Source organism: Massilia timonae CCUG 45783, from assembly GCF_000315425.1.
GTDB classification, from domain to species: Bacteria; Pseudomonadota; Gammaproteobacteria; order Burkholderiales; family Burkholderiaceae_D; genus Telluria; species Telluria timonae.
This window is the reverse complement of the sequence record NZ_JH992922.1, coordinates 812,823-835,622: the sequence shown is the minus strand read 5'-3', so window position 1 is coordinate 835,622 and position 22,800 is coordinate 812,823. Positions and strand designations below refer to the sequence as shown.

Sequence of the window (22,800 nt, the reverse complement as noted above, 5' to 3'; positions counted from 1 at the left end):
CGCGGCGCCGCCCGCAGCCGTGCGGGCGGTTCAGCGCAGCATGTCGATGTGCATGATGCCGTCTTCGTCATAGGGTTCCGAGACGGTCTGGAAGCCGAAGCTGCCGTAGAAGCGCTCCAGGTATTGCTGGGCGCCGATGCGGATGCGGTGGCCCGGATACAGCGCCTCGGCCTGGCGGATGCCCTCGTCGAGCAGGGCGCGGCCGGCGCCCGTGCCGCGCGCGGCCGGGGTGGTGATCACGCGGCCGATCGACATCTCGTCGTACTTGGCGCCCGGGGCCAGCACGCGCAGGTAGGCGGCCAGGCTGCGCTTGCCGTCGACGCTGCGCCAGCCCAGCAGGTGGTGGGCTTCGGGGTCGTGGCCGTCGATGTCGGGATACAGGCAGGTCTGCTCGAGGATGAAGACGTTCTGGCGCTGGGCCAGCACTTCGTAGAGGTCGAACGGGGTAAGGTCGGCGAAGCGCGAGAATTGCCAGTCGATGAGGCTAGAGGTGGTCATGAAATGCGAAGCGATGGTGGTGGAATGTGGAACGGCGGTCATTCGGCGGCGGTTTCGAAACCTTCCAGCACATTGACCGTATGGATGCCGAGCTCGGGGCCGGCGTTGCCGCCCTCGAACATGAAGGCCGTGGGCAGGCCCAGGTGGGCGATGCGTTCGCCGATGCGCAGGAAATCGCCGCCCTGCAGGCCGAAGCGCGGATCCTGTCCTTGCGCGGCCGTATCGACGCCGAGCGAGACCACCAGCGCCTGCGGCCGGGCCATGGCGATCTTGAGGCAGGCGGTTTCCAGCGCCGCGAACCAGGCGCTGCTGCCGCAACCGGGCGCGAGCGGGATATTCATCGTGTAGCCGAGGCCGGCGCCGCTGCCGGTCTCGTCGGCATGACCCAGGTAGAACGGATATGCCTGGCGCGGGTCGGCATGGATCGAGACGAACAGCACGTCGTTGCGATGATAAAAAATGCTTTGGGTGCCGTTGCCGTGGTGGTAGTCGAGGTCGAGGATGGCCACGCGCTCCAGGCCGTCGTCCAGCAGGTGCTGGGCCGCCAGCGCGGCATTGTTCAGGAAGCAGGCGCCGCCGAAGAAATCGCTGCCGGCGTGGTGGCCGGGCGGGCGCGTGAGCGCGAAGGTGCCGCGCTCGCCGCGCCGCAGGGCATGGGCCGCATTGACGGCGCAGTCGGCGCCGGTCTTGGCCGCGATCCAGGTGCCGCTCGTCAGCGGCGTAGCGGCATCCATCGAGTACAGGCCGAGGCGCGCGCACACATCGTCCGGCTCGATATCGGCGCGCAGGGTGCGCACCGGCCACACCCCCGGCAAGGCATCCTTGCCGGCATTGCGCGGGTCGAGACCGATCCACTCGTTCCAGGCCTGGCGCAGGAAGTGCAGATAGCGCGGGCTGTGCACCCGCTCGAGCGTCATGAGCGGCACGCCGTGCGGCGTGACGATGGCGCCCAGGCCGCGCCGCTCGCATTCCTTCAGAACGATGGCGGCGCGCTCGGGTTTTTCCGAACAAGGCGCCAGCTCGCCGCGATCGAGCTCGACGCGGCCGTCATGCTGGGCATGGTGTTCGTTGTAAAACGTGAGCAAGTGGTCCTCGGGGCTGCGGAGTCAAGCGGTAAGCGCGAGCGGCCGTGGCGGCGCTGGCGCGCCCCGTCGAACTACAGCCTACCGGAACTTAGTTGTTGGAGCATAGCCTACTGCAATTGTAGGCCGCAACAAAGTCGTCGAAGCTGCCGGTGTCCGTCTGCTCGATGCTCGCCTGCTCGGCGTGCGAGTTGGCCGCCATCTCGTCGAACAGCGCTTCCTCGGCCGGCATCAGCGGGCTGTCGCGGAAGGTGGCCGCATGCAGGCGGCTCTGCTGCAGGCCGAAGGCCGCGGCCGAGCCGAGCGCGCGCACTTCTTCCAGCACCCGCGCCGACGGGGTGAGCGAGGGATCCTCGATCTTCGCCTTCTGCCTGGCCAGCGAACCCTGGTGCACGTCGCCCTCGTTGTGCTGGTCGTCCAGCAGCTGCGCCACCGGACGGATGCGCTCGATCAGTTCCAGCGCCCATTCCGTCAAAGGCACCTCGACGCCGTCGCGGGTCAGGGTCAGGTCGGGGCGGCGGCCCTCCTTGACCGTGCGCGCGAAGTTGCGCGCGTGCAGCTGGCTGTCGTGGGCGCTGATCAGGGGGCTTTCCTCGAGCGCGCAGAACAGCAGGAAGGCGTCCAGGAAGCGGCCGGTATCGAGGGCGATGCCGACCGGTTCGAACGGGTCGACGTCGAGGCAGCGCACCTCGATGTATTGCACGCCGCGATTGCACAGGGCCTGGACCGGACGCTCGCCGGTGCGGATCACGCGCTTGGGTCGGATGGTCGAGTAATACTCGTTCTCGATCTGCAGCACATTGGTCGACAGCTGGATCCACTCGCCGTTTTTCTTGGTGCCCAGCTTGGCATAAGGCTCGTAGGGACGGTTGACCGCATCCATCAGGCTCGTGACATAGCTTTCCAGGCTGTTTTCGTGCGGACGCAGGCCGGATTGGGCGTCGTTCTGGTAACCCAGGTCGCTCATGCGCAGGCTGGTCGCGTACGGCAGGTACAGGGTGTCGTCGGACAGTGTCTCGAGCTGGTGCTCACGGCCGCGCAGGAAGCTGGTGGTGAGCGCCGGCGTCGCGCCGAACAGGTACATCAGCAGCCAGGAATAGCGGCGGAAGTTGCGGATCATCGCGATATAGCTTTCCGACTGGAAGTCGCGCAGCGCATGGCGGCGTTCCTCGGTGATCCCTTCTTCTTGCGCGAACAGCTGCCACAACCGTTCCGGCAGCGAATAGTTGTAGTGGATGCCGGCGATGCATTGCATGGCCTTGCCATAGCGCAGCGCCAGGCCGCGCCGGTACACGTGCTTGAGCATGCCGATATTCGACTTGCCGTACCAGGCGATCTCGATCTCTTCCTCGGGCGGCAGTTCGCCCGGCATCGACACGCCCCACAGCATTTCGTCGCCCAGCTTGGCGTAGGCGTAGCGGTGGATCGCATCGAGGCGGTGCAGCGCCAGCGCGATGTCGTGCTCGGCCGGCGTGATGAATTCCAGCAGCGCCTCGGCGTAGTCGGTCGTGATGTGCGGGTGCGTCAGGGCCGAACCGAGCGCCGGGGAGTGCGGGGTGCGCGCCAGCCGGCCTTGCGCGTCGACCCGCAGGGTCTCGCGCTCGATGCCGCGCAGGCCCTGGCCCAGCAGGGCGCGGTGGTCGTCGTCGTCGAGCAGGGCCAGGCGGCGGTTGAATTGGTTCGACACAGTGTTTCCTTTCTTATACTGCCAGTTCGGTTGGTGCAGAGATTAACCGAAAAACGGACTGCGCGTTCGGGCGCCCCTCATTCAGGCGAAGGCGCATCCCAGAGCGGCGCCCGGAACGATTTGCTGGCAGGCGGCGGAGCAGGCAGGGACGGCGGCGCGAAATCGGGCGCCGGGCCCGGGTCGTAGCCCGGCGGGAGTTCGCCGTCGAGCACGAAATCGAATTCGAAGGCGGGCATCCAGGTCGGCTCCGGCCGCGATGCGAATTCGGCGTTGAACTCGGCATCGGGGGCGGCCGCGGCCTGCGGCGCGCCGGCGCGCGTGGCGGGATCCTTCTCGGCCACGAGCCAAAGGCCCATCCGGCGTTCCAGCTCGGCCAGCGGCAGCGCGCCGCCGCCGAGCAGGGCGTCGTGGAAGCGGCGCAGGTCGAACAGCTTGCCGAGCGCGGAGCGCGCCTGGGTGCGCAGCGCCAGGATGCGCAGCTGGCCGATCTTGTAGCCCAGCGCCTGGCCCGGGCGCGCGATATAGCGGTCGACCTCGGCCTCGTTGTCCAGCGGCGGATTGGCGGTATGCGTGTTCAGGTAGTCGATCGCCTGCTGGCGCGTCCAGCCGAGCGAATGGATGCCGGTGTCGACCACCAGGCGCGCGGCGCGGAACATCTCTTCGTTGAGGTGGCCGAACAGCGAGAACGGATCCTGGAACAGGCCGAGTTCGGGGCCCAGGCTTTCGGCATAGGTGGCCCAGCCTTCGCCGTAGGCGTCGTACCAGCCGTGGCGCCGGAACGCCGGCAGGTCCAGTTCCTGCGCGCGCGCCACCTGCAGGTGGTGGCCGGGCACCGCCTCGTGCAGGGCCACGGTGTCGACCTGCCAGATCGGACGCGCGTCCAGGCGCGCCGTGTCGACCACCAGCGCGGCGGTGCGCGCCGCGCTGCCGGCCTCGTAATAGGCGGCCGGCTGGCTGGCGCCGTCGCCGCCCATCGGCTTGACGACGATGCCGGCCGCCGGGACGACCGTCACCACGCGGCCCAGCCGCGCCTGGGCCAGCGCCAGCGTGCGCCGGTAGCGGTCGAGCAGGGCCGCCGCGTCGACGAAGAACAGGCGCCGGTCGCTGCGCGCGAAGGCGATGAACTCGGCGAAGCCGCCGCGAAAGCCCGTGCGCGGGATCAGGCGCTCGATGTCCGCGCGCAGGCGCGCCACCTCTTGCAGGCCGAGCGCATGCACCTGGGAAGGCGTCATCGCGGTGGTGGTGCTGTCCTTCACCAGCTGGGCGTACCACGCGGGGCCGCCCGGCAGCGCCGCGGCGCCGATGCTGTCGCGTGCGGCGGGCACGTAGTCCTGGCGCAGGAAGTCCTCGAGCTTGCGCAGGGCGGGCGCCGCCTGCTGTTCGAGGGTTGCCTTGCCGGCCGCGCGGAACTGCTCGCGCACCTCGGGCGCGATGGTCGCCGGGATGCGCCGGAAGGGCGCGCCGAGCGGTCCTTCGGCCAGCTTTTCGCGCAGCGCGCGCAAGGCGTCTGCTACCTGCGCGACGGCGGGCTTCGGGATCGTCCAGCCGGCCTGTTTGCCGGCGCGCAGCTGCTCGATCAGGCCGTCGACGTGGGCCGGCAGCGCCTGCAGGCGCGCCAGATAGGTCAGGTAGTCGGCGTCGGTCGCGAACGGCATCTGCGCGACCAGGCGCGGCAAGCGCACCTGCAGACCGTCGTAGGCGGTGATCGGGAGCGGATCGAAGGGCGTCAGCGCGCCGGCGGCGATCAGGCGCTCCTTGTCGGCCACGAACAGGTCGTACGACACCCGGTCTTCACCAACCAGCTGCGCGCGGTCGATCTTCTGCGCCGCCGCCAGCATGGCGCGCTCGTGCTCGAGCGCGGCCGCGCGTCCCGCCAGCGAGGTGTCGGACAGCCAGGCGTTGTAGCGATGCTCGCCCAGGGCGGTGGCCTTTTCGGGCGCATGGCGCAACTGCCACTGCCAGTCGCGCTCGTAGAGCCGGGCCGCCAGCCTTGACGGCTGCTCGCCAGGCGCATCCTGGGTGACGGCAGGCGGCGCGGCCGGCGCGGGCGGCACGGCGGCGGCGCCATGCAGCGGGGCGAGCAGGACGAGAGAGGCGAACAGGATGCGCATGCATGCTCCGGAATCAGGACTGGTCATTTTAACAAGTCCATTCCCAGGCGTGCGCGCCCCAGGCGCCCTAGGCACCGCGGCGGCCCCCGCTGACCCGTTCGATGCCGGCCAGGTCGCGCCAGCTCCGCACCTCGCCGTAGCCGCGCGCGCTCAACAGGCCGCGCACCGCCTCGGCCTGGTCGTAGCCATGCTCGAGCAGCAGCCAGCCGCCGGGTTCCAGGTGCGCCGCCGCGCCATCGGCGATGGTGCGCAGGTCGGACAGGCCGTCGGCATGGTCGGTCAGGGCGTCGATCGGCTCGAAGCGCAGGTCGCCCTCGATCAGGTGGCGGTCGCCGGCCACGATATAGGGCGGGTTCGAGACGATCAGGTGGAAGCGCTCGGCGCCGAGGGCTGCGTACCAGTCGCTGCGCAGGAAGCGCACGCGCGCGCCGTTGGCGGCGGCATTGACGCGCGCGACGGCCAGCGCCTCTTCGCTCACGTCGAGCGCGGTGACGTCGGCGTCGGGCCGCGTGTGGGCAACGGCGACGGCGATCGCGCCGCTGCCGGTGCCCATGTCGAGCACGCGCTGCTGCGGCGCCAGGCGCTCCAGCGCGAGTTCGACGATCAGTTCGGTGTCCGGACGCGGGATCAGCACCGCCGGCGTCACCTTGAACGGCAGCCCGAAGAATTCGCGCTCGCCGACGATGTAGGCGATCGGTTCGCCGTCCAGGCGGCGTTGCACCAGCGCCGCCAGGAGCGCCGCTTCTTCAGGGGTGAGCACGCGTTCCGACTGCGTGATCAGGGCCACGCGCGGCAGGCGCAGCGCATGGCACAGCAGGATGCGGTTTTCCAGCGGATCGAGCGGCAGCGACAGCCGCACCTGCCCGAGGGTGGCGCCGGCCTCGATCATGCCCGCTTGGCGCGGAAGTGGCGCAGCAGCACCCAGCCCAGCAGCACGGTGAGCACCACGAACCAGACCGCCGACCATTGCGGGATGGCCAGGCCCAGGATGGCGTCGGTCGCGCCTTCGCACAGGCCGTCGGCGCGGAACAGCCACGGCAGGTATTCGGCGGTGGGGATCTTGTTGAGCATCGTTTCCATCGGGTCGATACCGCACGAGAAGCCGGGATTGGCGATCACGTACAGGTGCTTGCCGACCGTGTACAGGCCGCCGAAGGCCGCCAGCAGGGCCAGGATCGTGCCTTCACGCACCTTGCCGCTGATGGCCGATACCAGCGTGCACACGCCGATGGCGAGGAACATGTAGCGCTGGATCACGCACAGCGGGCAGGGCCGCATCTCCATGATGTGCTGCAGATAGAGGGCGACGGCGATCAGCGCGAACGAGATCGACGAGATGGCGAACAGGACCTGGCGGTTGGTAGGCATGCGTGGCTTTCTCAGAACGTGTACCAAGGGGCGGAGCAAGCGCTTATTTTCGCATGAAGCGGCTACGCCCGACGTCGTGCATTTTCAATCTGGCAACTTAACAATGACTTAAGTTATCAGTCACCGAGCGCCGCCAGCAATTCGGCCTGGTGTTCCTGGGCCAGCGCATCGGTCAGCTCCTTCAGGTCGCCGTCCATGATGAAATCGAGCTTGTACAGGGTCAGGTTGATGCGGTGGTCGGTCAGGCGGCCCTGCGGGAAGTTGTAGGTGCGGATGCGCTCGCTGCGGTCGCCCGAGCCGATCAGGCTCTTGCGGGTGGCCGCTTCCTTCGACTGCTGCTCGCGCAGCTGGGCGTCCTTCAGGCGCGCCGCCAGCACCTTCATGGCCGAGGCCTTGTTCTTGTGCTGGCTGCGGTCGTCCTGGCATTCCACCACCAGGCCGGTCGGCAGGTGGGTAATACGCACTGCAGAATCTGTTTTATTGATGTGCTGGCCGCCGGCGCCGGAAGCGCGGTAGGTGTCGATGCGCAGGTCGGCCGGGTTGATGTCGACGTCCTCGACCTCGTCGGCCTCGGGCATCACCGCCACCGTGCAGGCCGAGGTGTGGATGCGGCCCTGGGTTTCGGTGGCCGGCACCCGCTGCACGCGGTGGCCGCCCGATTCGAACTTGAGCTTCGAATAGGCGCCATGGCCCACCACGCGCACGATCACTTCGCGGTAGCCGCCCAGGTCGGAGGGCGACTCGGACACCATCTCGACCTGCCAGCGATTGCGCTCGGCGAAACGGGTGTACATGCGCAGCAGGTCGCCCGCGAACAGGGCCGATTCGTCGCCGCCGGTGCCGGCGCGGATCTCGAGGAAGATGTTGCGCTCGTCGTTGGCGTCCTTCGGCAGCAGCATTTTCTGCAGCTCGAGTTCCAGGCCCGCCATGCGTTCCTTCGCGGCCTCGATTTCCTCCTGGGCGAAGTCCTTCATGTCCGGATCCTGCAGCAGCTCGCGGGCCGCCTCGGTATCCGCGAGCGCGCCCTGGTACTGGCAGTACACGCCCACCAGCGGCGTCAGTTCGGCGTGCTCGCGCGTCATCTTGCGGTAGCTGTCCATGTTCGCGGTGGCGCCTTCGCTCATCAGGAGTTCATCCAGCTCGACGAGGCGGTTGGCGAGTTGGTCCAGCTTGAACAGCATGGAAGGTTTCATGGGCAGTCTCGGTATGAAGATGGTCGGATGGCCGCAGCGAAGGGCCGGGTTGCGCGAGCTGGCGCGCATGGCGGGCGGGGCCGCCGGGAGGATCGGGCGCTAACGGCGGCCGCGGAACAGCTGCGGCAGCAGGGTGGCCAGGCGCGCGCGGTCGTCGCCCTGGGCCTGGTGCAGGGCCTGTTGCGGGCCGTGCAGGAACTTGGCGGTGAGGCCCTTGGACAGCGCTTCGAGCACGGCTTCGGCATCGTCGCCGCGCGCCAGCATCTTGCGCGCGCGTTCCAGCTCGGCCTGGCGCAATGCCTCGCCCGATTCGTGCAGGTCGCGGATCACCGGCACCACGGCGCGGTCGCCGACCCAGTGCATGAAGGACTGGACCCGGGTCTCGATGATGGCTTCGGCCTGGCGCACGGCGGCCTGGCGGCTTTCCATGCCGGTCTGCACCACCTGGGCCAGGTCGTCGACCGTGTACAGGAACACGTCGTCCAGGCGCGCGACCTCGGGTTCGATATCGCGCGGCACGGCCAGGTCGACCATGAACATCGGGCGGTGGCGGCGCGCCTTGACCGCGCGCTCGACCAGGCCCTTGCCGATCAGCGGCAGGGTCGAGGCGGTGCACGAGATGACGATGTCAAATTGCTGCAGGTTGTCCGGCAGGTCGGCCAGGCGGATCGCGCGGCCGTTGTAGCGCGCGGCCAGCGCCTCGCCGCGCTCCATGGTGCGGTTGGCGATGGTGACCGATTTCGGGTTCTGGGCCGCGAAGTGGGCCGCGCACAGCTCGATCATCTCGCCGGCGCCGATGAACAGCACGTGCTGGTCGGCGATGCGGTCGAAGATGCGGTGCGCGAGGCGCACCGCAGCGGCGGCCATCGACACGCTGTGGGCGCCGATCTCGGTGGTGGTGCGCACTTCCTTGGCCACCGCGAAGGTGCGCTGGAACATCTGGTGCAGATAGGTGCCCAGGCCGCCGGCGGCATCGGCGGTGCGCACCGCATCCTTCATCTGGCCCAGGATCTGCGGCTCGCCCAGCACCATCGAGTCCAGGCCCGACGCGACGCGGAAGGCGTGGCGCACGGCGTCGTCCTGCGGCAGCAGGTAGAGGTGGGGGCGCAGCTCGGCGTAGTTCAGGGCGTGATAATGCGCCAGGAACTGGGCGGAAGCGTCGAGGGGATCGGGCAGCCTCGTCGCCGCATACAGCTCGGTGCGGTTGCAGGTCGACAGGATCGCCGCCTCTTCGCCGCCGACCGACCCCTGGCGCGCGAACCAGCCGCGCGCCGACTGCACCGCCGTGCCGATCTGATCGGGCGCGAGCGCCAGCTGCTCGCGCAGCGAGACCGGTGCTGTGGTGTGGTTCAGGCCGACGGCAAGCAGTTGCATTTCGGAGGGAGGGCGAAGGTCAATGGACTGGGGCCATTATACCTTCTTGCTGTCAGGGTTTCAGGCGCCGAGCTTTTCCAGCCGGTAGCCATAGCTGTAGACCGGCACGAGGCGGAAGCCGTTCTCCGGCCGCAGATGGAGTTTGTTGCGTACGCGCGAAACGTGGGTATCCATGGTGCGCGACGGCACGTCGTTTTCGCGGACCCACACCGATTCGTGGATGTAGGCGCGCGACAGCGGGCGGCCGATGTTGCGGAAGAACAGCAGCGCCAGCGAAAACTCTTTTTGGGTCACGTCGATCACCGAGCCGTCCTTGAGCAGCCGTCCGGGACGGGTCTCGAAGGTGTACGGGCCGAACTGCAGCTGCTCGGCGCTGTTCTGCGACGGATAGGCGCGGCGCAGCAGGGCCGAGACGCGCGCCACCAGCTCGCCGCGGCGCAGCGGCTTGACCAGGTAGTCGTCGGCGCCGGCGGTGACGCCGGCGATGATGTCGTCTTCGGCGTTATTCCCGACCAGGAACATCGTCGGCGCGGCGGACGCCAGCTTTTCCTTGGCGCGGCGCAGCACTTCGGTGCCTTCCATATCGGGGACATTCCAGTCCATCACCAGCATGTCGGCGCTGTCCTTGCGCAGCTGCCCCAGCAGCTCCTTGGCGCTGTCATACGATTGACAGCTGTGGCCAGCAGCGCTGAGGACCTGGCAAATCAGGTCAGCTTGGGGGCGGTCTTGCTCCAGTACGGCGATCTTCATGACGGGCGAAATGTTGTTTGGTTGCCTATGTAGGAAGATTCCTACAAAGTTAAACCAAATATATCAGACTTTCACAAAACGATGCTACTGATAAACTTCGCCCAGACACCAAAAGGTGACATTTGTACTATAAGACTGTTGTGTTAAGGGGACCACGCAGTAAATCTCGCTAAAGGCGTAGACTGAATTTCATATGTCATTCAGATAATGTAGAGGGGTAAATTATGTTGTTTACACGTAAAAACGTGACGGTGCCCGAGGATCGCGTGCCCGTCAGCGGCGCCGCCATCGAGACCACCCGCATCCAGTGCCTGGCCCTGGTCAAGAAACGCGCCGCCATGTCGGCGGCGGTGGCCGCGGTGCCGGTGCCCGGCCTCGACCTGCTGGCCGACATCACGGGCTTCGCGGCCCTGGTCGACCAGATCAATGCCGAATTCGGCCTGACCCAGAAGCAGATCGAGCGCCTCAACCCACGCATGCGCGTGATCGCCTACAAGGCGGCGGCGTCGGTGGGCGGCATGCTGGTCGGCAAACTGGTGACGCGCGGCGCGGTGGCGCGCCTGTTCCGGGTCGTGGCCGGCCGCATGGCGGTCAAGACCACGGCCAAGATGGTGCCGCTGGCCGGCCAGATCGCGTCGGCGGCGATCGGCTACACGCTGTTCAAGCGGATGGGGGCGCAGCACGTGGAAGCCTGCGTCAAGGTGGTGCAGGAGCTGGAGCGGGCCGAGTCCGCGGGCGAAGCGCCGCAGCCGGTGGAGGAGAACGATGACGCCGCCACTGTACAGGTCAATGGCGGCGCGGTCAGCGGACCGGCGAAGGAGCCGGTGCTGGTGATGTAAGGCGAGGGGGCCCGGACGCGTGGCGGCGCAGTCCCCGCGCGTTCAGGCAACCTTCGGAAAATCGACCACCGTATCGTTGATCCGGTTGAACAGGTTCGTCAGCGTGATCGCCGTGATCGCCAGGGTGAGGTCGACGATCTGGGCATCGCTCACGCCGGCCGCCTTGACCGCCTCGATCCTGCTCGCGTCCACGGTGCCGCGGGTCGTCACCAGGTGGCGCGCGAACTCCGCCAGCGCGTCTTCGCGGGCATTGCCGGTGGCCTGGCCCTGGCGCACGGCGGCCAGCGCATCGGGGGACAAGCCGGCCATCTTGCCCATCAGGCTGTGGGCGGCCACGCAGTAGTCGCAACCGTTGACGGCGCTGACTGCGAGCTTGATGACTTCGACGTCGCGCGCCGACAGCGTGGTTTTCTTGAGGCTGGCGTCCAGGGCCAGCACCGATTCCAGCACCACCGGGCTGTTGCTGCCGATGTCGCGGTAGGCGTTCGGCACCTTGCCGACGGCGCCCCGGATGGCGCTGAACAGTTGGGCGGCGGCGCCGGTGGCGTCCGGGACGGGGCGGGAGGCGAGACGGGTCATGGTGAAGCTCCTTGTCGAAAGTTCGTCGGGTGTGGCTGGCTGTCCGATGTGTTGCAGCCATGAATCCAGTATAGGCAGGCCCGTCGATACTTTGAATGCTCGGATTTCACTAATAATTGCCCGATCGTCTCACTGCTACTATGCTCGGCACCAAAGAAAATGCCCGCACCAGGCGGGCATCGTCGGGCGAAGGGCCTTGCCGCTCAGGTATCCGGCAGCACCACGTTCACGTCCAGCACTTCCAGGTTGCCCTGGCGGTCGAGCGAGACCTTGATGTCGTCGGGATTGACCTTGACGTACTTCGAGATCACGGCGATCAGCTCCTGGTGCAGGGCCGGCAGGAAATCCGGACCGGCGCGGTTGGTCCGTTCGCGTGCGATGATGATCTGCAGGCGTTCCTTGGCGGCTGTCGCGCTCTTCTTTTTTTCGGGGAAGAGGAATGAAAGCAATGCCATCTCACTTGGCTCCGAAAATGCGCTGGAACAGTCCCGGCTTTTCGTAGTTGGTAAAGCGCAGCGGGCGTTCTTCGCCCAGGAAGCGCGCGACGACGTCCTCGTAGGCATCGGCCACGTCGGTCCCCTTGAAGTGGATCGCCGGGTTGCCCTGGTTCGAGGCGTGCAGCACCGATTCCGATTCCGGAATGATGCCGATCAGGGGGATGCGCAGGATTTCCTGCACGTCCTGGTAAGAGAGCATTTCGTCCGCTTCGACGCGCTTCGGCGAGTAGCGGGTGATCAGCAGGTGTTCCTTGACCGGCTCGCTGCCGCTCTGGGCGCGGCGCGACTTGGCCTGCAGGATGCCCAGGATGCGGTCCGAGTCGCGCACCGACGAGACTTCCGGATTGGTGACCACGATCGCTTCGTCGGCGAAGGTCAGCGCCATCAGCGCGCCGTGCTCGATGCCGGCCGGCGAATCGCAGATGATGAACTCGAAGTCCATCTTGACCAGGTCGTTGAGCACGCGCTCCACGCCTTCTTCGGACAGGGCATCCTTGTCGCGCGTCTGCGAGGCCGGCAGGATGAACAGGTTGTCGCAGTGCTTGTCCTTGATCAGCGCCTGGTGCAGGGTCGCTTCGCCATTGACGACGTTGATCAGGTCGTAGACCACGCGGCGTTCGCAGCCCATGATCAGGTCGAGGTTGCGCAGGCCGACGTCGAAGTCGATCACTGCCGTCTTGTGGCCGCGCATGGCCAGCCCGGTGGAGAAGCTAGCGCTCGAGGTCGTTTTGCCCACACCGCCCTTGCCGGACGTCACAACAATAATTCTTGCCACAAAAAAGTCCTTTACAGTATCTGTTCAGTTCGGGATCAGCGGGATGCCGGAGCCAGCGATTGGATGTCGATCCGGTCGCCGACCAGCCGGATCTGCGTTGGCTGGCGCGCCAGGTCGGACGGGAAACCTTCGTCGAACGTGCGGTACACGCCGGCGATCGAGACCAGTTCCGGCTGCATCGACAGCGCGAAGATGCGCGCGTCCGGATTGCCGGAGGCGCCCGCCAGCGCGCGGCCATTGAGCGGCGCATACACGTGGATGCTGCCGTCGGCGATCAATTCTGCGCCATTATTGACCACGGCGGTGACGATCAGGTCAGTGCCGCGCGCATAGATGCGCTGGCCGGCGCGCACCGGGGTGTCGATGATCAGGGGCAGGGCGGCCGGCGCCTGGGCCGCGGCCGGTTCCGGGGCCGGCGCCGCGGGAGCCGTCGCCGGGGCAACCGCGGGAGCAACCGATTCCGGCGCCGCTGGGGCGGCGGGCGGCGTAGCCGCGTGGCCGCCGGCGCGCACGCCGCTCGAGCCGTCGTCCAGCGCCAGGCCCTGGGCCCGGATCGCCTCGATCATCGCCGGGCTGGCGCCGCGCACGGCGACCGCGTTCAGGCGATATTTCTTGAGCAGGGTGACCAGCGCCGCCCAGTCGAGCCGCGGCGCGTCAGGCGCGATCGCGGCCACGTCGATCACCGCGAACTCGTCCTCGAAGAAGTCGGACACGCCACCCGTCATCTGCTCCAGGGCGGAATCGATGGCTTCCGGGTCGGCCGAGTGCAGGATCGTGGAGATGGCAACGACCGTGGAAATCTTGATTTCGATGGGAAGCGTGGTTTTAGGCATAAAACGGTGTAGTTGGCGTTGCGCTTGTGCATTCTACTGTGAAAATTGTGGAAAAGGACAGAAGCGCACGCATCATTCCTAACGGAAATTGAACGTTTGTCAGCAACCAGAAATTAAGTCATGCGATAGATCAAACACGCACGATTGGCATGTTGTTTTCGATGAATAAACTGCTAAGATTGCTGATGCTTTAACAGCAGCATGGGTTCCTCATTCCGTAACTTGAGGTTTTTATCGATCCCATGCACAAAGCCCGCCATCGCAGAATGGCGCGCCGAGTCCGAGGGAATTCTGTATGTTGCCGGCCACGGCCGGCTGAACGGAGATTTGAACATGGAAGACGTAGTCATCGTCGCCGCCGGTCGTACGGCCGTCGGCAAATTCGGCGGCACCCTCGCCAAGATTCCCGCCGCCGAGCTCGGCGCGCAAGTGATCAAGCACCTGCTGGCCAAGACCGGCATCGCGCCCGAGTCGGTCAGCGAAGTCATCATGGGCCAGGTGCTCACCGCCGGCGTGGGCCAGAACCCGGCGCGCCAGGCCGTCATCAAGGCCGGCCTGCCCGACATGGTGCCCGGCTACACCATCAACAAGGTGTGCGGCAGCGGCCTCAAGGCCACCCACCTGGCGACCCAGGCGATCCGCTGCGGCGACGCCGAGATCGTCATCGCCGGCGGGCAAGAGAACATGAGCGCCTCGCCGCACGTGCTGGCCGGCTCGCGCGACGGCTTCCGCATGGGCGACGCCAAGCTCACCGACACCATGATCGTCGACGGCCTGTGGGACGTCTACAACCAGTACCACATGGGCGTCACCGCCGAGAACGTCGCCAAGAAATACGAGATTTCGCGCGCCGAGCAGGACGAATTCGCGCTGCAATCGCAGCTGAAGGCCGAAACTGCTCAAAAAGAAGGCAAGTTCAAGGACGAGATCATCCCGATCGAGATCGTGACCAAGAAGGGCACGACCGTCTTCGACACCGATGAATACCCGAAGCATGGCAGCACCCTCGAGGCGCTGGCCAGCCTGCGTCCGGCGTTCAACAAGGAAGGTTCGGTCACCGCCGGCAATGCGTCGGGCATCAACGACGGCGCCGCCGCCGTGATCATGATGAGCGCCTCGAAAGCGAAAGAACTGGGCTTGACCCCGCTGGCGCGCATCAAGGCCTATTCGTCGGCCGGCCTCGACCCGTCGATCATGGGCATGGGCCCGGTGTCGGCCTCGCAGCTGTGCCTCAAGAAGGCCGGCTGGACCCACGAAGACGTCGACCTGATGGAAATCAACGAAGCCTTCGCCGCCCAGGCCATCGCCGTCAACAAGCAGATGGGTTGGGGCACGTCCAAGATCAACGTCAACGGCGGCGCGATCGCCCTGGGCCACCCGATCGGCGCTTCCGGCGCCCGCGTGCTGGTCACCCTGCTGCACGAAATGATCCGCCGCGACGCCAAGCGCGGGCTGGCGAGCCTGTGCATCGGCGGCGGCATGGGCGTGGCGCTGGCGGTCGAGCGCGACTGAGCACGACCTGGCGACAGGCAGCGACGGCCCGCCTGGCGGCGCCGTCGGTTTCAAGCGGTGTGAAGTGACACAATATAAAACTGGAGAAGACAATGGCTCGAGTAGCATTAGTAACCGGCGGCATGGGCGGCCTGGGCGAAGCGGTGTGCATCAAGCTGGCCGCATTGGGATATCAGGTCGTCACCACTTTTTCGCCTGGCAATACCAAAGTCGATGCGTGGCTCGGCGCCATGAAAGAGCAGGGCCATGACTTCAAGGCCTATGCCTGCGATGTGGCCGACTACGACGCCGCCCAGGAATGCGTGCGCCAGGTGATCGCCGACGTCGGCCCGATCGACGTGCTGGTCAACAACGCCGGCATCACCCGCGACATGACCTTCAAAAAGATGGACAAGGTCAACTGGGACGCCGTGATCAAGACCAACCTCGATTCCGTGTTCAACATGACCAAGCCGGTCTGCGACGGCATGGTCGAGCGCGGCTGGGGCCGCATCATCAATATCTCGTCGGTGAACGGCCAGAAGGGCGCCTTCGGCCAGACCAACTACTCGGCGGCCAAGGCCGGCATGCACGGTTTCACCAAGGCGCTGGCGCTCGAAGTGGCGCGCAAGGGCGTGACAGTCAACACCATCTCGCCGGGCTATATCGGCACCAAGATGGTGATGGACATCCCGAGCGAAGTGCTGGAAACCAAGATCATCCCGCAAATCCCGATGGGCCGCCTGGGCAAGCCTGAAGAAGTGGCCGGCCTGGTGGCGTATCTGTCGTCGGACGAGGCGGCATTTGTTACCGGCGCCAATATCGCCATCAATGGCGGGCAGCACATGTCCTGATCCATCAGGGCGAACCACGAAGCACCGCTCAGGCGGTGCTTTTTTTTCGCCGATTACAATAAACGACCACCCATTTTCGGAGCAGATCATGCACACCTTGCCCCACGGCGGCCTCGCCCTGTCCAGCCTCGACGAACAGCTGCTGCTCCCCGGCACCAAGGGCTTGCCGCTGCGCGCACCGCTGCGCCAGGGCGCGATCGGCGTGCAGGGGTGGAATGTGCTGCGCGGCGACACCAGCTATCCGGTCGCCGTGCTCAGGGAGTCGAGCCTGCGCCACAACCTGGCCTGGATGCGCGCCTTTTGCGAGCGTCACGGCGCCACGCTGGCGCCGCACGGCAAGACCACGATGAGTCCGCAGCTGTTCGGCGCGCAACTGGCCAATGGCGCCTGGGGCATCACCCTCGCCACCGCGATCCAGGTCCAGGTGGCGCACCGCTTCGGCGTGCGCCGCGTGCTGCTGGCCAACCAGCTGGTGGCGCGCAGCGACATCGACGCCGTGCTGGCCCTGCTGCATGGCGATCCCGATTTCGAGTGCATCGTGCTGGCCGATTCGCCCGCCGGCGTGGCGCGCCTGGCGCAGGCGGTCGCCGCGCACAGGCTGGCGCGTCCGCTCTTGGTGCTGGTCGAGCTGGGCCTGGCCGGCAAGCGCGCCGGTTGCCGCACGCCGCAGGAAGCGATGGAGGTGGCGCACGCCATCGCGCTGGCCGACGGCCTGGCGCTGGCCGGCTTCGAGGGTTATGAGGGCCTGCTCGTCAGCGACGACCGCGCCGCCGACCTGCGCCAGGTCGACGCTTTCCTTGCTCAACTGGTGGCGCTGGTGCGCGGCGCCGATGCCGAGGGCCTGTTCGCCACGTCCGAGATCGTGATCTCGGCCGGCGGCTCGTCCTATTTCGACCTGGTGGCGCGCGGTTTCCAGGATGTGGATGGCCTGTCGCGTCCAGTGCGCGCCATCCTGCGCAGCGGCTGCTACCTGACGAGCGACCACGGCATGTACCGCCGCCACATCGACGAGCTGAACGCGCGCGCAGGCGGCCGGGAGGAAGGCCTGCAGGAAGGGTTACGTCCTGCGCTCGAAGTCTGGAGCATGGTCCAGTCGCGCCCCGAACCGACCCTGGCCATCCTCACCATGGGCAAGCGCGACGCCTCCTACGACGCCGACCTGCCGATTCCGCTCTACTCGGCGCGTCCCGATGGCGCTGCCGTGCCGGCCGCGCTGCCGTCCGGCTGCACGATCTTCAAGATGAACGACCAGCACGCCTATCTGCGCCTGCCGGAAGGCGACCCGCTGTGCGACAGCCTGGCGGTGGGCGACCTGGTCGGCTGCGGCATCTCGCACCCGTGCACCACCTTCGACAAGTGGCCGCTGCTGCTGGCCGTGGACGACGCCTACACGGTGCGCTACGCGCTCAATACCTATTTCTGAAACAGACCGTCCATACGCTACAATCGGCTTCTTGAATCACTGCCAACAAGAGCCGCCATGCCCGTCACGCCGCCGTCGCTGTTCCCGCCGATCCAGCCCATCCGCCACGGCATGCTGGCGGTCGACGAGATGCACACGATCTACTGGGAAGAAGTCGGCAATCCGGACGGCATCCCGGTGCTGTTCCTGCACGGCGGCCCCGGCGCCGGCCTGTCGCCCCAGCACCGCCGCTTCTTCGATCCGCAGGCCTACCGCGTGATCCTGTTCGACCAGCGCGGCGCCGGCAAGTCGACGCCGCTGGGCGAGTGGCGCAACAACACGACCCAGCTCCTGATCGAGGACATCGAGCGCCTGCGCGCGCTGTTCGGCATCGAACGGTGGCTGGTGTTCGGCGGCTCCTGGGGCTCGACCCTGGCGCTGGCCTATGGCCAGGCCCATCCCGAGCGCTGCCTGGGCTTCGTGCTGCGCGGGATCTTCCTGTGCACCCGCGCCGAGGTGGACTGGTTCATCAACGAGGTGCGCTGGTTCTATCCCGAGCTGTACGAGGAATTCGTGGCCCCGATTCCGCAGGACGAGCGGCACGACCTGCTCAACGCCTATGCGCGCCGCCTGCTGTGCCACGACCCGGATGTCTACTGGCCGGCCGCGCGCGCCTGGAGCCGCTTCGAAGGCCGGCGCGTGTTCCTGCTGCCGCAGCCCGAGGAAGTCTCGAACGATACGCTCGACCTCGGCGTCGGCCGGCTCGAGTCGCATTACATGCTCAACGGCGCCTTCCTCGAAGAAGACCAGCTGCTGCGCGACCTGGCGCGCATCGCCCATCTGCCGGCGGTGATCGTGCAGGGCCGCTACGACGTGATCTGCCCGCCGCTGTCGGCCTGGCGCCTGCACACGGCGTGGCCCGGCTCGAAGCTGGAGATGATCGCCGACGGCGGCCATGGCGCGCTGGAGGCGGGCATCGCGCGCGCGCTGGTGGCGGCCACCGAGCAGTTCAAGCGGCTGCGCCGGTTCGAATGAGGCTGGGTCGGGGTGCTGTTGGCTGCTACACTATGTGTCATGGAGTTGAACGCGTCGGCGGCGTAGCCGCCAACCCTACGCATGCTGTCGAGTCCCCAGGCAGCACAGCTGCGCACCTGACGCACCAGGCACATTACAACAATTCGAACGTGTTCTTATGAATATCCAGATCAGCGACATCGGCCATGTCATCCAGCTGGCGATCGCGCCGGTTTTCCTGCTCACCGGCGTGGCCACCAAGCTGACCGTGCTGACCAACCGGCTGGCGCGCATCATCGACCGCACGCGCGTGCTCGAAGACCGGCTCAAGGTCAGCCCCAACGCCGAGTTTTCAAGCGAACTCGAACTGCTCTACCAGCGCTCGCACCTGATCAACTTCGCGATCGCCTCCAGCACCGCCTGCGGCCTGCTGGTGTGCGTGGTCATCGCGATGCTGTTCGCGGGCGACACCACCGGCATTCCGCTCGACCAGTACATCGCCGCCTGCTTCGTGTTCGCGATGATCGCCCTGATCAGCAGCTTCGTCTATTTTTTGCGCGAGATCTTCATCGCGTCGAAGTTCATGCGCATGCAGCACCAGGCCATCATGATGCTGCAATCGCCGCCGCCGCCACCACCATCGCCAACCTCGCAGCCTTGAATGCGGCAAGAAAGAATCCCATGCACGACTACCAACGCCCTCCGACCCTGCACCGCTACGCGCTGCGCGCCGAACTCGAAAACGCGCTCAAGACCGGCCAGTTCCGCCTCGAGCCCAATGGCGGCTTCCTGCACGTCTCGTTTTCCACCGTCTGGGACAAGCGCCTGTTCGACATCATCACGCCGAGCGACGCCTGCCTGGTGATCCACAATACCGAGGAATTCGGCGAGCGCCTGCACCGCGCCGTGCAGCGCCTGCTGCCCAACTGGGCCGGCATCGACGGCGCCATCGAGTACGGCAACCGTTCGCCGCTGGGCGCGGCCTTCACCAAGAGCCTGGGCCAGGCGCGCGAAAAGGAATGGCAGTTCGCCTGGCGCCCGATGTCCCCCGGCGCCAGCCTGAACCCGGTGGTCGTCAGCATCGGCAGCATCGAAAGCTTCGCCGAACTGCGCGACCGCGAAAGCCACCTGGCTTGATGCGCCTTCCAGCCGTTTAGACGCACGGCTCCAGAAAATCGCGGTGTAATGCCGCGATGACTACTGCTACCTATCCCCGCCTGCTTGCGCCGCTCGACCTGGGTTTCACCACCCTGAAGAACCGCGTGATCATGGGCTCGATGCACACCGGGCTCGAAGACCGCTTCTACAACTACGGCAAGCTGGCCGCCTTCTACCGCGAACGCGCGCGCGGCGGCGTGGGCCTGATCGTCACCGGCGGCATCTCGCCCAATCGCCAGGGCTGGCTGCTGCCCTTCGGCGGCACCCTGAACTCCCTGTTCGACGTGCCCAACCACCGGCGCGTCACGCGCGCGGTGCACGAGGAGGGCGGCAAGATCCTGATGCAGATCCTGCACGCGGGCCGCTACGGCTACCAGCCCTTCGTGGTGTCGGCCTCGAACATCAAGTCGCCGATCTCGCGCTTCAAACCCAGGGCGCTCACCGAGGCCGGCATCGAAGCGACGATCCGCGCCTACGTGCGCTGCGCCAGGCTGGCGCGCACGGCCGGCTACGACGGCGTCGAGATCATGGGCAGCGAGGGCTATTTGCTGAACCAGTTCCTGTGCGCGCGCGCCAACCGCCGCACCGACCGCTGGGGCGGGCCGATCGCGAACCGCATGCGGCTCGCCGTGGAGGTGGTGCGCCGCATCCGCGCCGCGGTCGGGCCGGACTTCATTTTGATGTATCGGCATTCGGTGCTCGACCTGGTCGAAGGCGGCAATACCTGGGACGAGATCGTGCTGTCCGCCAGGGCGCTGGAAGCGGCAGGCGCCACGATCCTGAACACCGGCTACGGCTGGCACGAGGCGCGCATCCCGACCATCGTCACCTCGGTGCCGCGCGCCGCCTTCGCCGAGGTCGCCGGGCGGCTGCGCAAGGAAATCGGCATTCCCGTCGTGGCCTCGAACCGCATCAATATGCCGGCCGAGGCCGAGGGCATCCTGGCGCGCGGCGACGCCGACCTGGTGTCGATGGCGCGGCCCTTCCTGGCCGACGCCGATTTCGTCGCCAAGGCGGCCGCCGGCCGCAGCGACGAGATCAATACCTGCATCGCCTGCAACCAGGCCTGCCTGGACCATACCTTCTCCAACCGGCGCGCGACCTGCCTGGTCAACCCGCGCGCCTGCCACGAGACCGAACTCGTGTTTCGCAAGGCCGCCACGGCGCGCCGCATCGCGGTGGTCGGCGCCGGGCCGGCCGGGCTGTCGGCGGCGACGGTCGCGGCCGAGCGCGGGCACCGCGTGACCCTGTTCGACGCCCAGGACCGCATCGGCGGCCAGTTCAATATCGCGATGCGCATTCCAGGCAAGGAAGAATTCGCGGAGACGATCCGTTATTTTGGCCGCCGCCTCGAATTGCTGGGCGTCGACATTCGCTTGAACTGTTTGATTACGCGCGAGGAACTGCTGGCCCAGGGCTTCGACGACGTGATCGTGGCGACCGGCATCCGCATGCGACAACCATCGATTCGCGGCATCGACCATCCGAAGGTCCTGAGCTATCTCGACGTGCTGCGTGACGGCCGCCCGGTCGGGCGCCGGGTGGCGATCATCGGCGCCGGCGGCATCGGTTTCGATACCGGCGAATTCCTGGTGCACGATCCGCGAGTAGCCCTGCCGGTGCCGGCGGCGCACTGGATGAAGGAGTGGGGCGTCGACCCGCTGGTCGCCACGCCGGGCGGGCTGGCGCCGCCGGTGGCGCCGCATCCGCCGCGCCAGGTCTGGCTCCTGCAGCGCAAGACCACGCGGCCAGGGGCCGGCCTGGGGAAAACATCGGGTTGGGTGCACCGCGCCACGCTCGCGCGCAATGGCGTGACCATGCTGGCCGGCGTGGGGTACGAGCGCATCGACGACGCCGGCCTGCACATCACGGTCGGGGGCGAAGCGCGCCTGCTCGAGGTGGACAATGTGGTGATCTGCGCCGGGCAGGAAAGCCTGGCGGAACTGATGCCGGCGGATGGGGCCACGGGCGGCCCGCGCTTCCACAAGATCGGCGGCGCGGCGCTGGCGGCGGAGCTGGATGCCAAGCGCGCGATCCGCGAAGGGGCGGAACTGGCGGCGCGGCTGTGAGCCGCGCCGATGTGGATTCGAAGTGGATTCGAAGTTGATTACTTCTTGCGCACCACCACGCAACCAATCGAGTAACCTGCGCCAAACGAGCAGATGACGCCATTGGCGCCCGCCGGCAGGTCGTCCTGGTAGCGGTGGAAGGCGATGATCGAGCCGGCCGACGAGGTGTTGGCATAGCTGTCCAGGATCACCGGCGCTTCGTCGGCTGTCGCGTCGCGGCCCAGCAGGGTGCGCACGATCAGCAGGTTCATGTTCAGGTTGGCCTGGTGCAGCCAGTAGCGCGACACGTCTTTCGTTTCCAGGCCGGCCGCCGCGAGCGTGTCGGCGATGGTCTGGGCCGCCATCGGGCAGACTTCCTTGAATACCTTGCGGCCCTGCTGGCGGAACAGTTTATCGGGCTGGCCGATGCCCGCTTCGTCGAAGCGGTTCATGAAGCCGAAGTTGTTGCGGATATTGTTCGAGAAACTGGTCTTGAGGCGGCTGTCGAGGATTTCCCACTGGTGCGCACTGCTTGCCGTCTCCGCGGCCTCGATCACGATCGCGGTGCAGGCGTCACCGAAGATGAAGTGGCTGTCGCGGTCGCGGAAGTTCAGGTGGCCGCTGGTGATTTCAGGGTTCAGCACCAGCACCGCGCGTGCGCGGCCATTGCGCACCGCGTCGACCGCGGTGGCGATGCCGAAGGTGGCCGAGGAGCAGGCCACGTTCATGTCGAAGCCGAAGCCGTCGATGCCCAGCGCCTCTTGCACCTCGACCGCCATGGCCGGATAGGCGCGCTGCATATTGCTGCAGGCGACCAGCACCATGTCGATGTCCTGCGGCGTTTTGCCGGCGCGCGTCAACGCTTCGCGCGCGGCGGCCACGCACATCTCGGCCTGCAGCGAGATCTCGTCGTCGGCCCGTTCCGGAATGCGCGCCGTCATGTGGCTCGGGTCCAGGATGCCGCTCTTTTCCATCACGTAGCGCGACTTGATGCCCGACGCTTTTTCGATGAAGGCGCTGCTCGACGGTTCCAGCGCCGTCACCTCGCCCGCCGCGATTTGCGCGGCATGCTCCTGGTTGTGCAGTTCGACATAGGCGTTGAAGGCTGTCACCAGCTCGTCGTTCGAGATGGAATGCGGCGGGGTAAACAGGCCGGTGCCGCTGATGACGACAGGTTTCATATTCAGCAAACTTTCAGGGAAAATAAGCGGGGTTGTCCGCAAGATGCGCCGATTCTACACGCTCGG

22 protein-coding genes are annotated in these 22,800 nt (G+C 66.8%); 8 read left to right on the top strand and 14 right to left on the bottom strand.

The annotated features are described in order from the left end of the window. Positions 1-30: 30 nt before the first annotated feature. The 9 genes from HMPREF9710_RS03505 to HMPREF9710_RS03465 form a co-directional block, all read right to left on the bottom strand. Complete coding sequence (locus tag HMPREF9710_RS03505; RefSeq protein WP_005663958.1) at positions 31-498, bottom strand: GNAT family N-acetyltransferase; 468 nt, start codon at positions 496-498, stop codon at positions 31-33. 38 nt (positions 499-536) lie between these two features. Continuing rightward, positions 537-1,583 carry a histone deacetylase family protein gene (locus HMPREF9710_RS03500; RefSeq protein WP_005663957.1) on the bottom strand — a complete coding sequence of 349 codons (1,047 nt, stop codon included), beginning with the start codon at positions 1,581-1,583 and terminating at the stop codon, positions 537-539. A gap of 88 nt (positions 1,584-1,671) precedes the next feature. Further along, the gene (gene gshA / locus HMPREF9710_RS03495; RefSeq protein ID WP_005663956.1) at positions 1,672-3,267 is read right to left on the bottom strand and encodes a glutamate--cysteine ligase; all 1,596 of its coding nucleotides are present in this window, start codon (positions 3,265-3,267) and stop codon (positions 1,672-1,674) included. A gap of 77 nt (positions 3,268-3,344) precedes the next feature. Continuing rightward, entirely contained in the window at positions 3,345-5,378 is a 2,034-nt protein-coding gene (locus tag HMPREF9710_RS03490) for a DUF885 domain-containing protein (RefSeq protein ID WP_005663955.1), read from the bottom strand. A 67-nt stretch (positions 5,379-5,445) separates the two neighbouring features. Further along, positions 5,446-6,267, bottom strand: a complete 822-nt coding sequence (prmC, locus tag HMPREF9710_RS03485; protein WP_005663954.1) for a peptide chain release factor N(5)-glutamine methyltransferase — start codon at positions 6,265-6,267, stop codon at positions 5,446-5,448. Beyond that, positions 6,264-6,746 carry a disulfide bond formation protein B gene (locus HMPREF9710_RS03480; protein WP_005663953.1) on the bottom strand — a complete coding sequence of 161 codons (483 nt, stop codon included), beginning with the start codon at positions 6,744-6,746 and terminating at the stop codon, positions 6,264-6,266. Before HMPREF9710_RS03480 ends, prmC begins: the two co-directional genes overlap by 4 nt. A gap of 116 nt (positions 6,747-6,862) precedes the next feature. Beyond that, on the bottom strand, positions 6,863-7,939 hold the full coding sequence (prfA, locus tag HMPREF9710_RS03475) for a peptide chain release factor 1 (protein WP_005663952.1): 1,077 nt from the start codon (positions 7,937-7,939) through the stop codon (positions 6,863-6,865). Positions 7,940-8,038: 99 nt separating this feature from the next. Next, a complete protein-coding gene (gene hemA / locus HMPREF9710_RS03470) occupies positions 8,039-9,313 on the bottom strand; it encodes a glutamyl-tRNA reductase (RefSeq protein ID WP_005663950.1) in 1,275 nt (424 codons plus the stop codon). 60 nt (positions 9,314-9,373) lie between these two features. Continuing rightward, entirely contained in the window at positions 9,374-10,063 is a 690-nt protein-coding gene (locus HMPREF9710_RS03465) for a response regulator transcription factor (RefSeq protein ID WP_005663947.1), read from the bottom strand. Positions 10,064-10,287: 224 nt separating this feature from the next. Here HMPREF9710_RS03465 and HMPREF9710_RS03460 point away from each other — a divergent pair, with 224 nt between their 5' ends. Continuing rightward, positions 10,288-10,902 (top strand): hypothetical protein, encoded by a 615-nt coding sequence (locus HMPREF9710_RS03460; protein ID WP_005663945.1) that lies wholly within the window; start codon positions 10,288-10,290, stop codon positions 10,900-10,902. 42 nt (positions 10,903-10,944) lie between these two features. Here the strand turns inward: HMPREF9710_RS03460 and HMPREF9710_RS03455 are convergent, their stop codons facing one another. The 4 genes from HMPREF9710_RS03455 to minC all read right to left on the bottom strand — a co-directional run bounded on the left by HMPREF9710_RS03455 (position 10,945) and on the right by minC (position 13,586). Then, positions 10,945-11,481 carry a carboxymuconolactone decarboxylase family protein gene (locus HMPREF9710_RS03455; protein WP_005663944.1) on the bottom strand — a complete coding sequence of 179 codons (537 nt, stop codon included), beginning with the start codon at positions 11,479-11,481 and terminating at the stop codon, positions 10,945-10,947. A 203-nt stretch (positions 11,482-11,684) separates the two neighbouring features. After that, positions 11,685-11,936, bottom strand: a complete 252-nt coding sequence (minE, locus tag HMPREF9710_RS03450) for a cell division topological specificity factor MinE (protein WP_005663943.1) — start codon at positions 11,934-11,936, stop codon at positions 11,685-11,687. A gap of 1 nt (position 11,937) precedes the next feature. Continuing rightward, on the bottom strand, positions 11,938-12,753 hold the full coding sequence (minD, locus tag HMPREF9710_RS03445) for a septum site-determining protein MinD (protein ID WP_005663941.1): 816 nt from the start codon (positions 12,751-12,753) through the stop codon (positions 11,938-11,940). Between the two features lie 35 nt (positions 12,754-12,788). After that, entirely contained in the window at positions 12,789-13,586 is a 798-nt protein-coding gene (gene minC, locus HMPREF9710_RS03440; protein WP_005663938.1) for a septum site-determining protein MinC, read from the bottom strand. 333 nt (positions 13,587-13,919) lie between these two features. Here minC and HMPREF9710_RS03435 point away from each other — a divergent pair, with 333 nt between their 5' ends. The 7 genes from HMPREF9710_RS03435 to HMPREF9710_RS03405 all read left to right on the top strand — a co-directional run bounded on the left by HMPREF9710_RS03435 (position 13,920) and on the right by HMPREF9710_RS03405 (position 21,574). Continuing rightward, positions 13,920-15,098, top strand: a complete 1,179-nt coding sequence (locus HMPREF9710_RS03435; RefSeq protein WP_005663937.1) for an acetyl-CoA C-acetyltransferase — start codon at positions 13,920-13,922, stop codon at positions 15,096-15,098. A gap of 92 nt (positions 15,099-15,190) precedes the next feature. Beyond that, on the top strand, positions 15,191-15,931 hold the full coding sequence (gene phbB / locus HMPREF9710_RS03430) for an acetoacetyl-CoA reductase (RefSeq protein ID WP_005663936.1): 741 nt from the start codon (positions 15,191-15,193) through the stop codon (positions 15,929-15,931). Positions 15,932-16,019: 88 nt separating this feature from the next. Beyond that, positions 16,020-17,354 carry an amino acid deaminase gene (locus HMPREF9710_RS03425; protein WP_005663934.1) on the top strand — a complete coding sequence of 445 codons (1,335 nt, stop codon included), beginning with the start codon at positions 16,020-16,022 and terminating at the stop codon, positions 17,352-17,354. Between the two features lie 57 nt (positions 17,355-17,411). Then, the gene (gene pip, locus HMPREF9710_RS03420; protein WP_005663932.1) at positions 17,412-18,368 is read left to right on the top strand and encodes a prolyl aminopeptidase; all 957 of its coding nucleotides are present in this window, start codon (positions 17,412-17,414) and stop codon (positions 18,366-18,368) included. A 157-nt stretch (positions 18,369-18,525) separates the two neighbouring features. Continuing rightward, the gene (locus HMPREF9710_RS03415) at positions 18,526-19,008 is read left to right on the top strand and encodes a DUF2721 domain-containing protein (RefSeq protein WP_005663930.1); all 483 of its coding nucleotides are present in this window, start codon (positions 18,526-18,528) and stop codon (positions 19,006-19,008) included. Between the two features lie 20 nt (positions 19,009-19,028). Then, on the top strand, positions 19,029-19,484 hold the full coding sequence (locus tag HMPREF9710_RS03410; RefSeq protein ID WP_005663928.1) for a hypothetical protein: 456 nt from the start codon (positions 19,029-19,031) through the stop codon (positions 19,482-19,484). 56 nt (positions 19,485-19,540) lie between these two features. Continuing rightward, entirely contained in the window at positions 19,541-21,574 is a 2,034-nt protein-coding gene (locus HMPREF9710_RS03405) for an NADPH-dependent 2,4-dienoyl-CoA reductase (protein WP_005663926.1), read from the top strand. A gap of 38 nt (positions 21,575-21,612) precedes the next feature. On the opposite strand, the gene HMPREF9710_RS03400 is transcribed toward HMPREF9710_RS03405, so the two are convergent. Next, entirely contained in the window at positions 21,613-22,734 is a 1,122-nt protein-coding gene (locus tag HMPREF9710_RS03400; RefSeq protein ID WP_005663922.1) for a beta-ketoacyl-ACP synthase III, read from the bottom strand. Positions 22,735-22,800 lie beyond the last annotated feature (66 nt).

Coding starts and splice junctions, on each gene's coding strand:
- minC (WP_005663938.1), bottom strand. CDS start 13,586: ATGCCTAAAACCACGCTTCCCATCGAAATCAAGATTTCCACGGTCGTT.
- minE (WP_005663943.1), bottom strand. CDS start 11,936: ATGGCATTGCTTTCATTCCTCTTCCCCGAAAAAAAGAAGAGCGCGACA.
- HMPREF9710_RS03505 (WP_005663958.1), bottom strand. CDS start 498: ATGACCACCTCTAGCCTCATCGACTGGCAATTCTCGCGCTTCGCCGAC.
- prfA (WP_005663952.1), bottom strand. CDS start 7,939: ATGAAACCTTCCATGCTGTTCAAGCTGGACCAACTCGCCAACCGCCTC.
- HMPREF9710_RS03410 (WP_005663928.1), top strand. CDS start 19,029: ATGCACGACTACCAACGCCCTCCGACCCTGCACCGCTACGCGCTGCGC.
- pip (WP_005663932.1), top strand. CDS start 17,412: ATGCCCGTCACGCCGCCGTCGCTGTTCCCGCCGATCCAGCCCATCCGC.
- HMPREF9710_RS03455 (WP_005663944.1), bottom strand. CDS start 11,481: ATGACCCGTCTCGCCTCCCGCCCCGTCCCGGACGCCACCGGCGCCGCC.
- phbB (WP_005663936.1), top strand. CDS start 15,191: ATGGCTCGAGTAGCATTAGTAACCGGCGGCATGGGCGGCCTGGGCGAA.
- HMPREF9710_RS03465 (WP_005663947.1), bottom strand. CDS start 10,063: ATGAAGATCGCCGTACTGGAGCAAGACCGCCCCCAAGCTGACCTGATT.
- prmC (WP_005663954.1), bottom strand. CDS start 6,267: ATGATCGAGGCCGGCGCCACCCTCGGGCAGGTGCGGCTGTCGCTGCCG.
- HMPREF9710_RS03425 (WP_005663934.1), top strand. CDS start 16,020: ATGCACACCTTGCCCCACGGCGGCCTCGCCCTGTCCAGCCTCGACGAA.
- HMPREF9710_RS03415 (WP_005663930.1), top strand. CDS start 18,526: ATGAATATCCAGATCAGCGACATCGGCCATGTCATCCAGCTGGCGATC.
- hemA (WP_005663950.1), bottom strand. CDS start 9,313: ATGCAACTGCTTGCCGTCGGCCTGAACCACACCACAGCACCGGTCTCG.
- HMPREF9710_RS03460 (WP_005663945.1), top strand. CDS start 10,288: ATGTTGTTTACACGTAAAAACGTGACGGTGCCCGAGGATCGCGTGCCC.
- HMPREF9710_RS03490 (WP_005663955.1), bottom strand. CDS start 5,378: ATGCGCATCCTGTTCGCCTCTCTCGTCCTGCTCGCCCCGCTGCATGGC.
- HMPREF9710_RS03405 (WP_005663926.1), top strand. CDS start 19,541: ATGACTACTGCTACCTATCCCCGCCTGCTTGCGCCGCTCGACCTGGGT.
- HMPREF9710_RS03435 (WP_005663937.1), top strand. CDS start 13,920: ATGGAAGACGTAGTCATCGTCGCCGCCGGTCGTACGGCCGTCGGCAAA.
- HMPREF9710_RS03400 (WP_005663922.1), bottom strand. CDS start 22,734: ATGAAACCTGTCGTCATCAGCGGCACCGGCCTGTTTACCCCGCCGCAT.
- HMPREF9710_RS03480 (WP_005663953.1), bottom strand. CDS start 6,746: ATGCCTACCAACCGCCAGGTCCTGTTCGCCATCTCGTCGATCTCGTTC.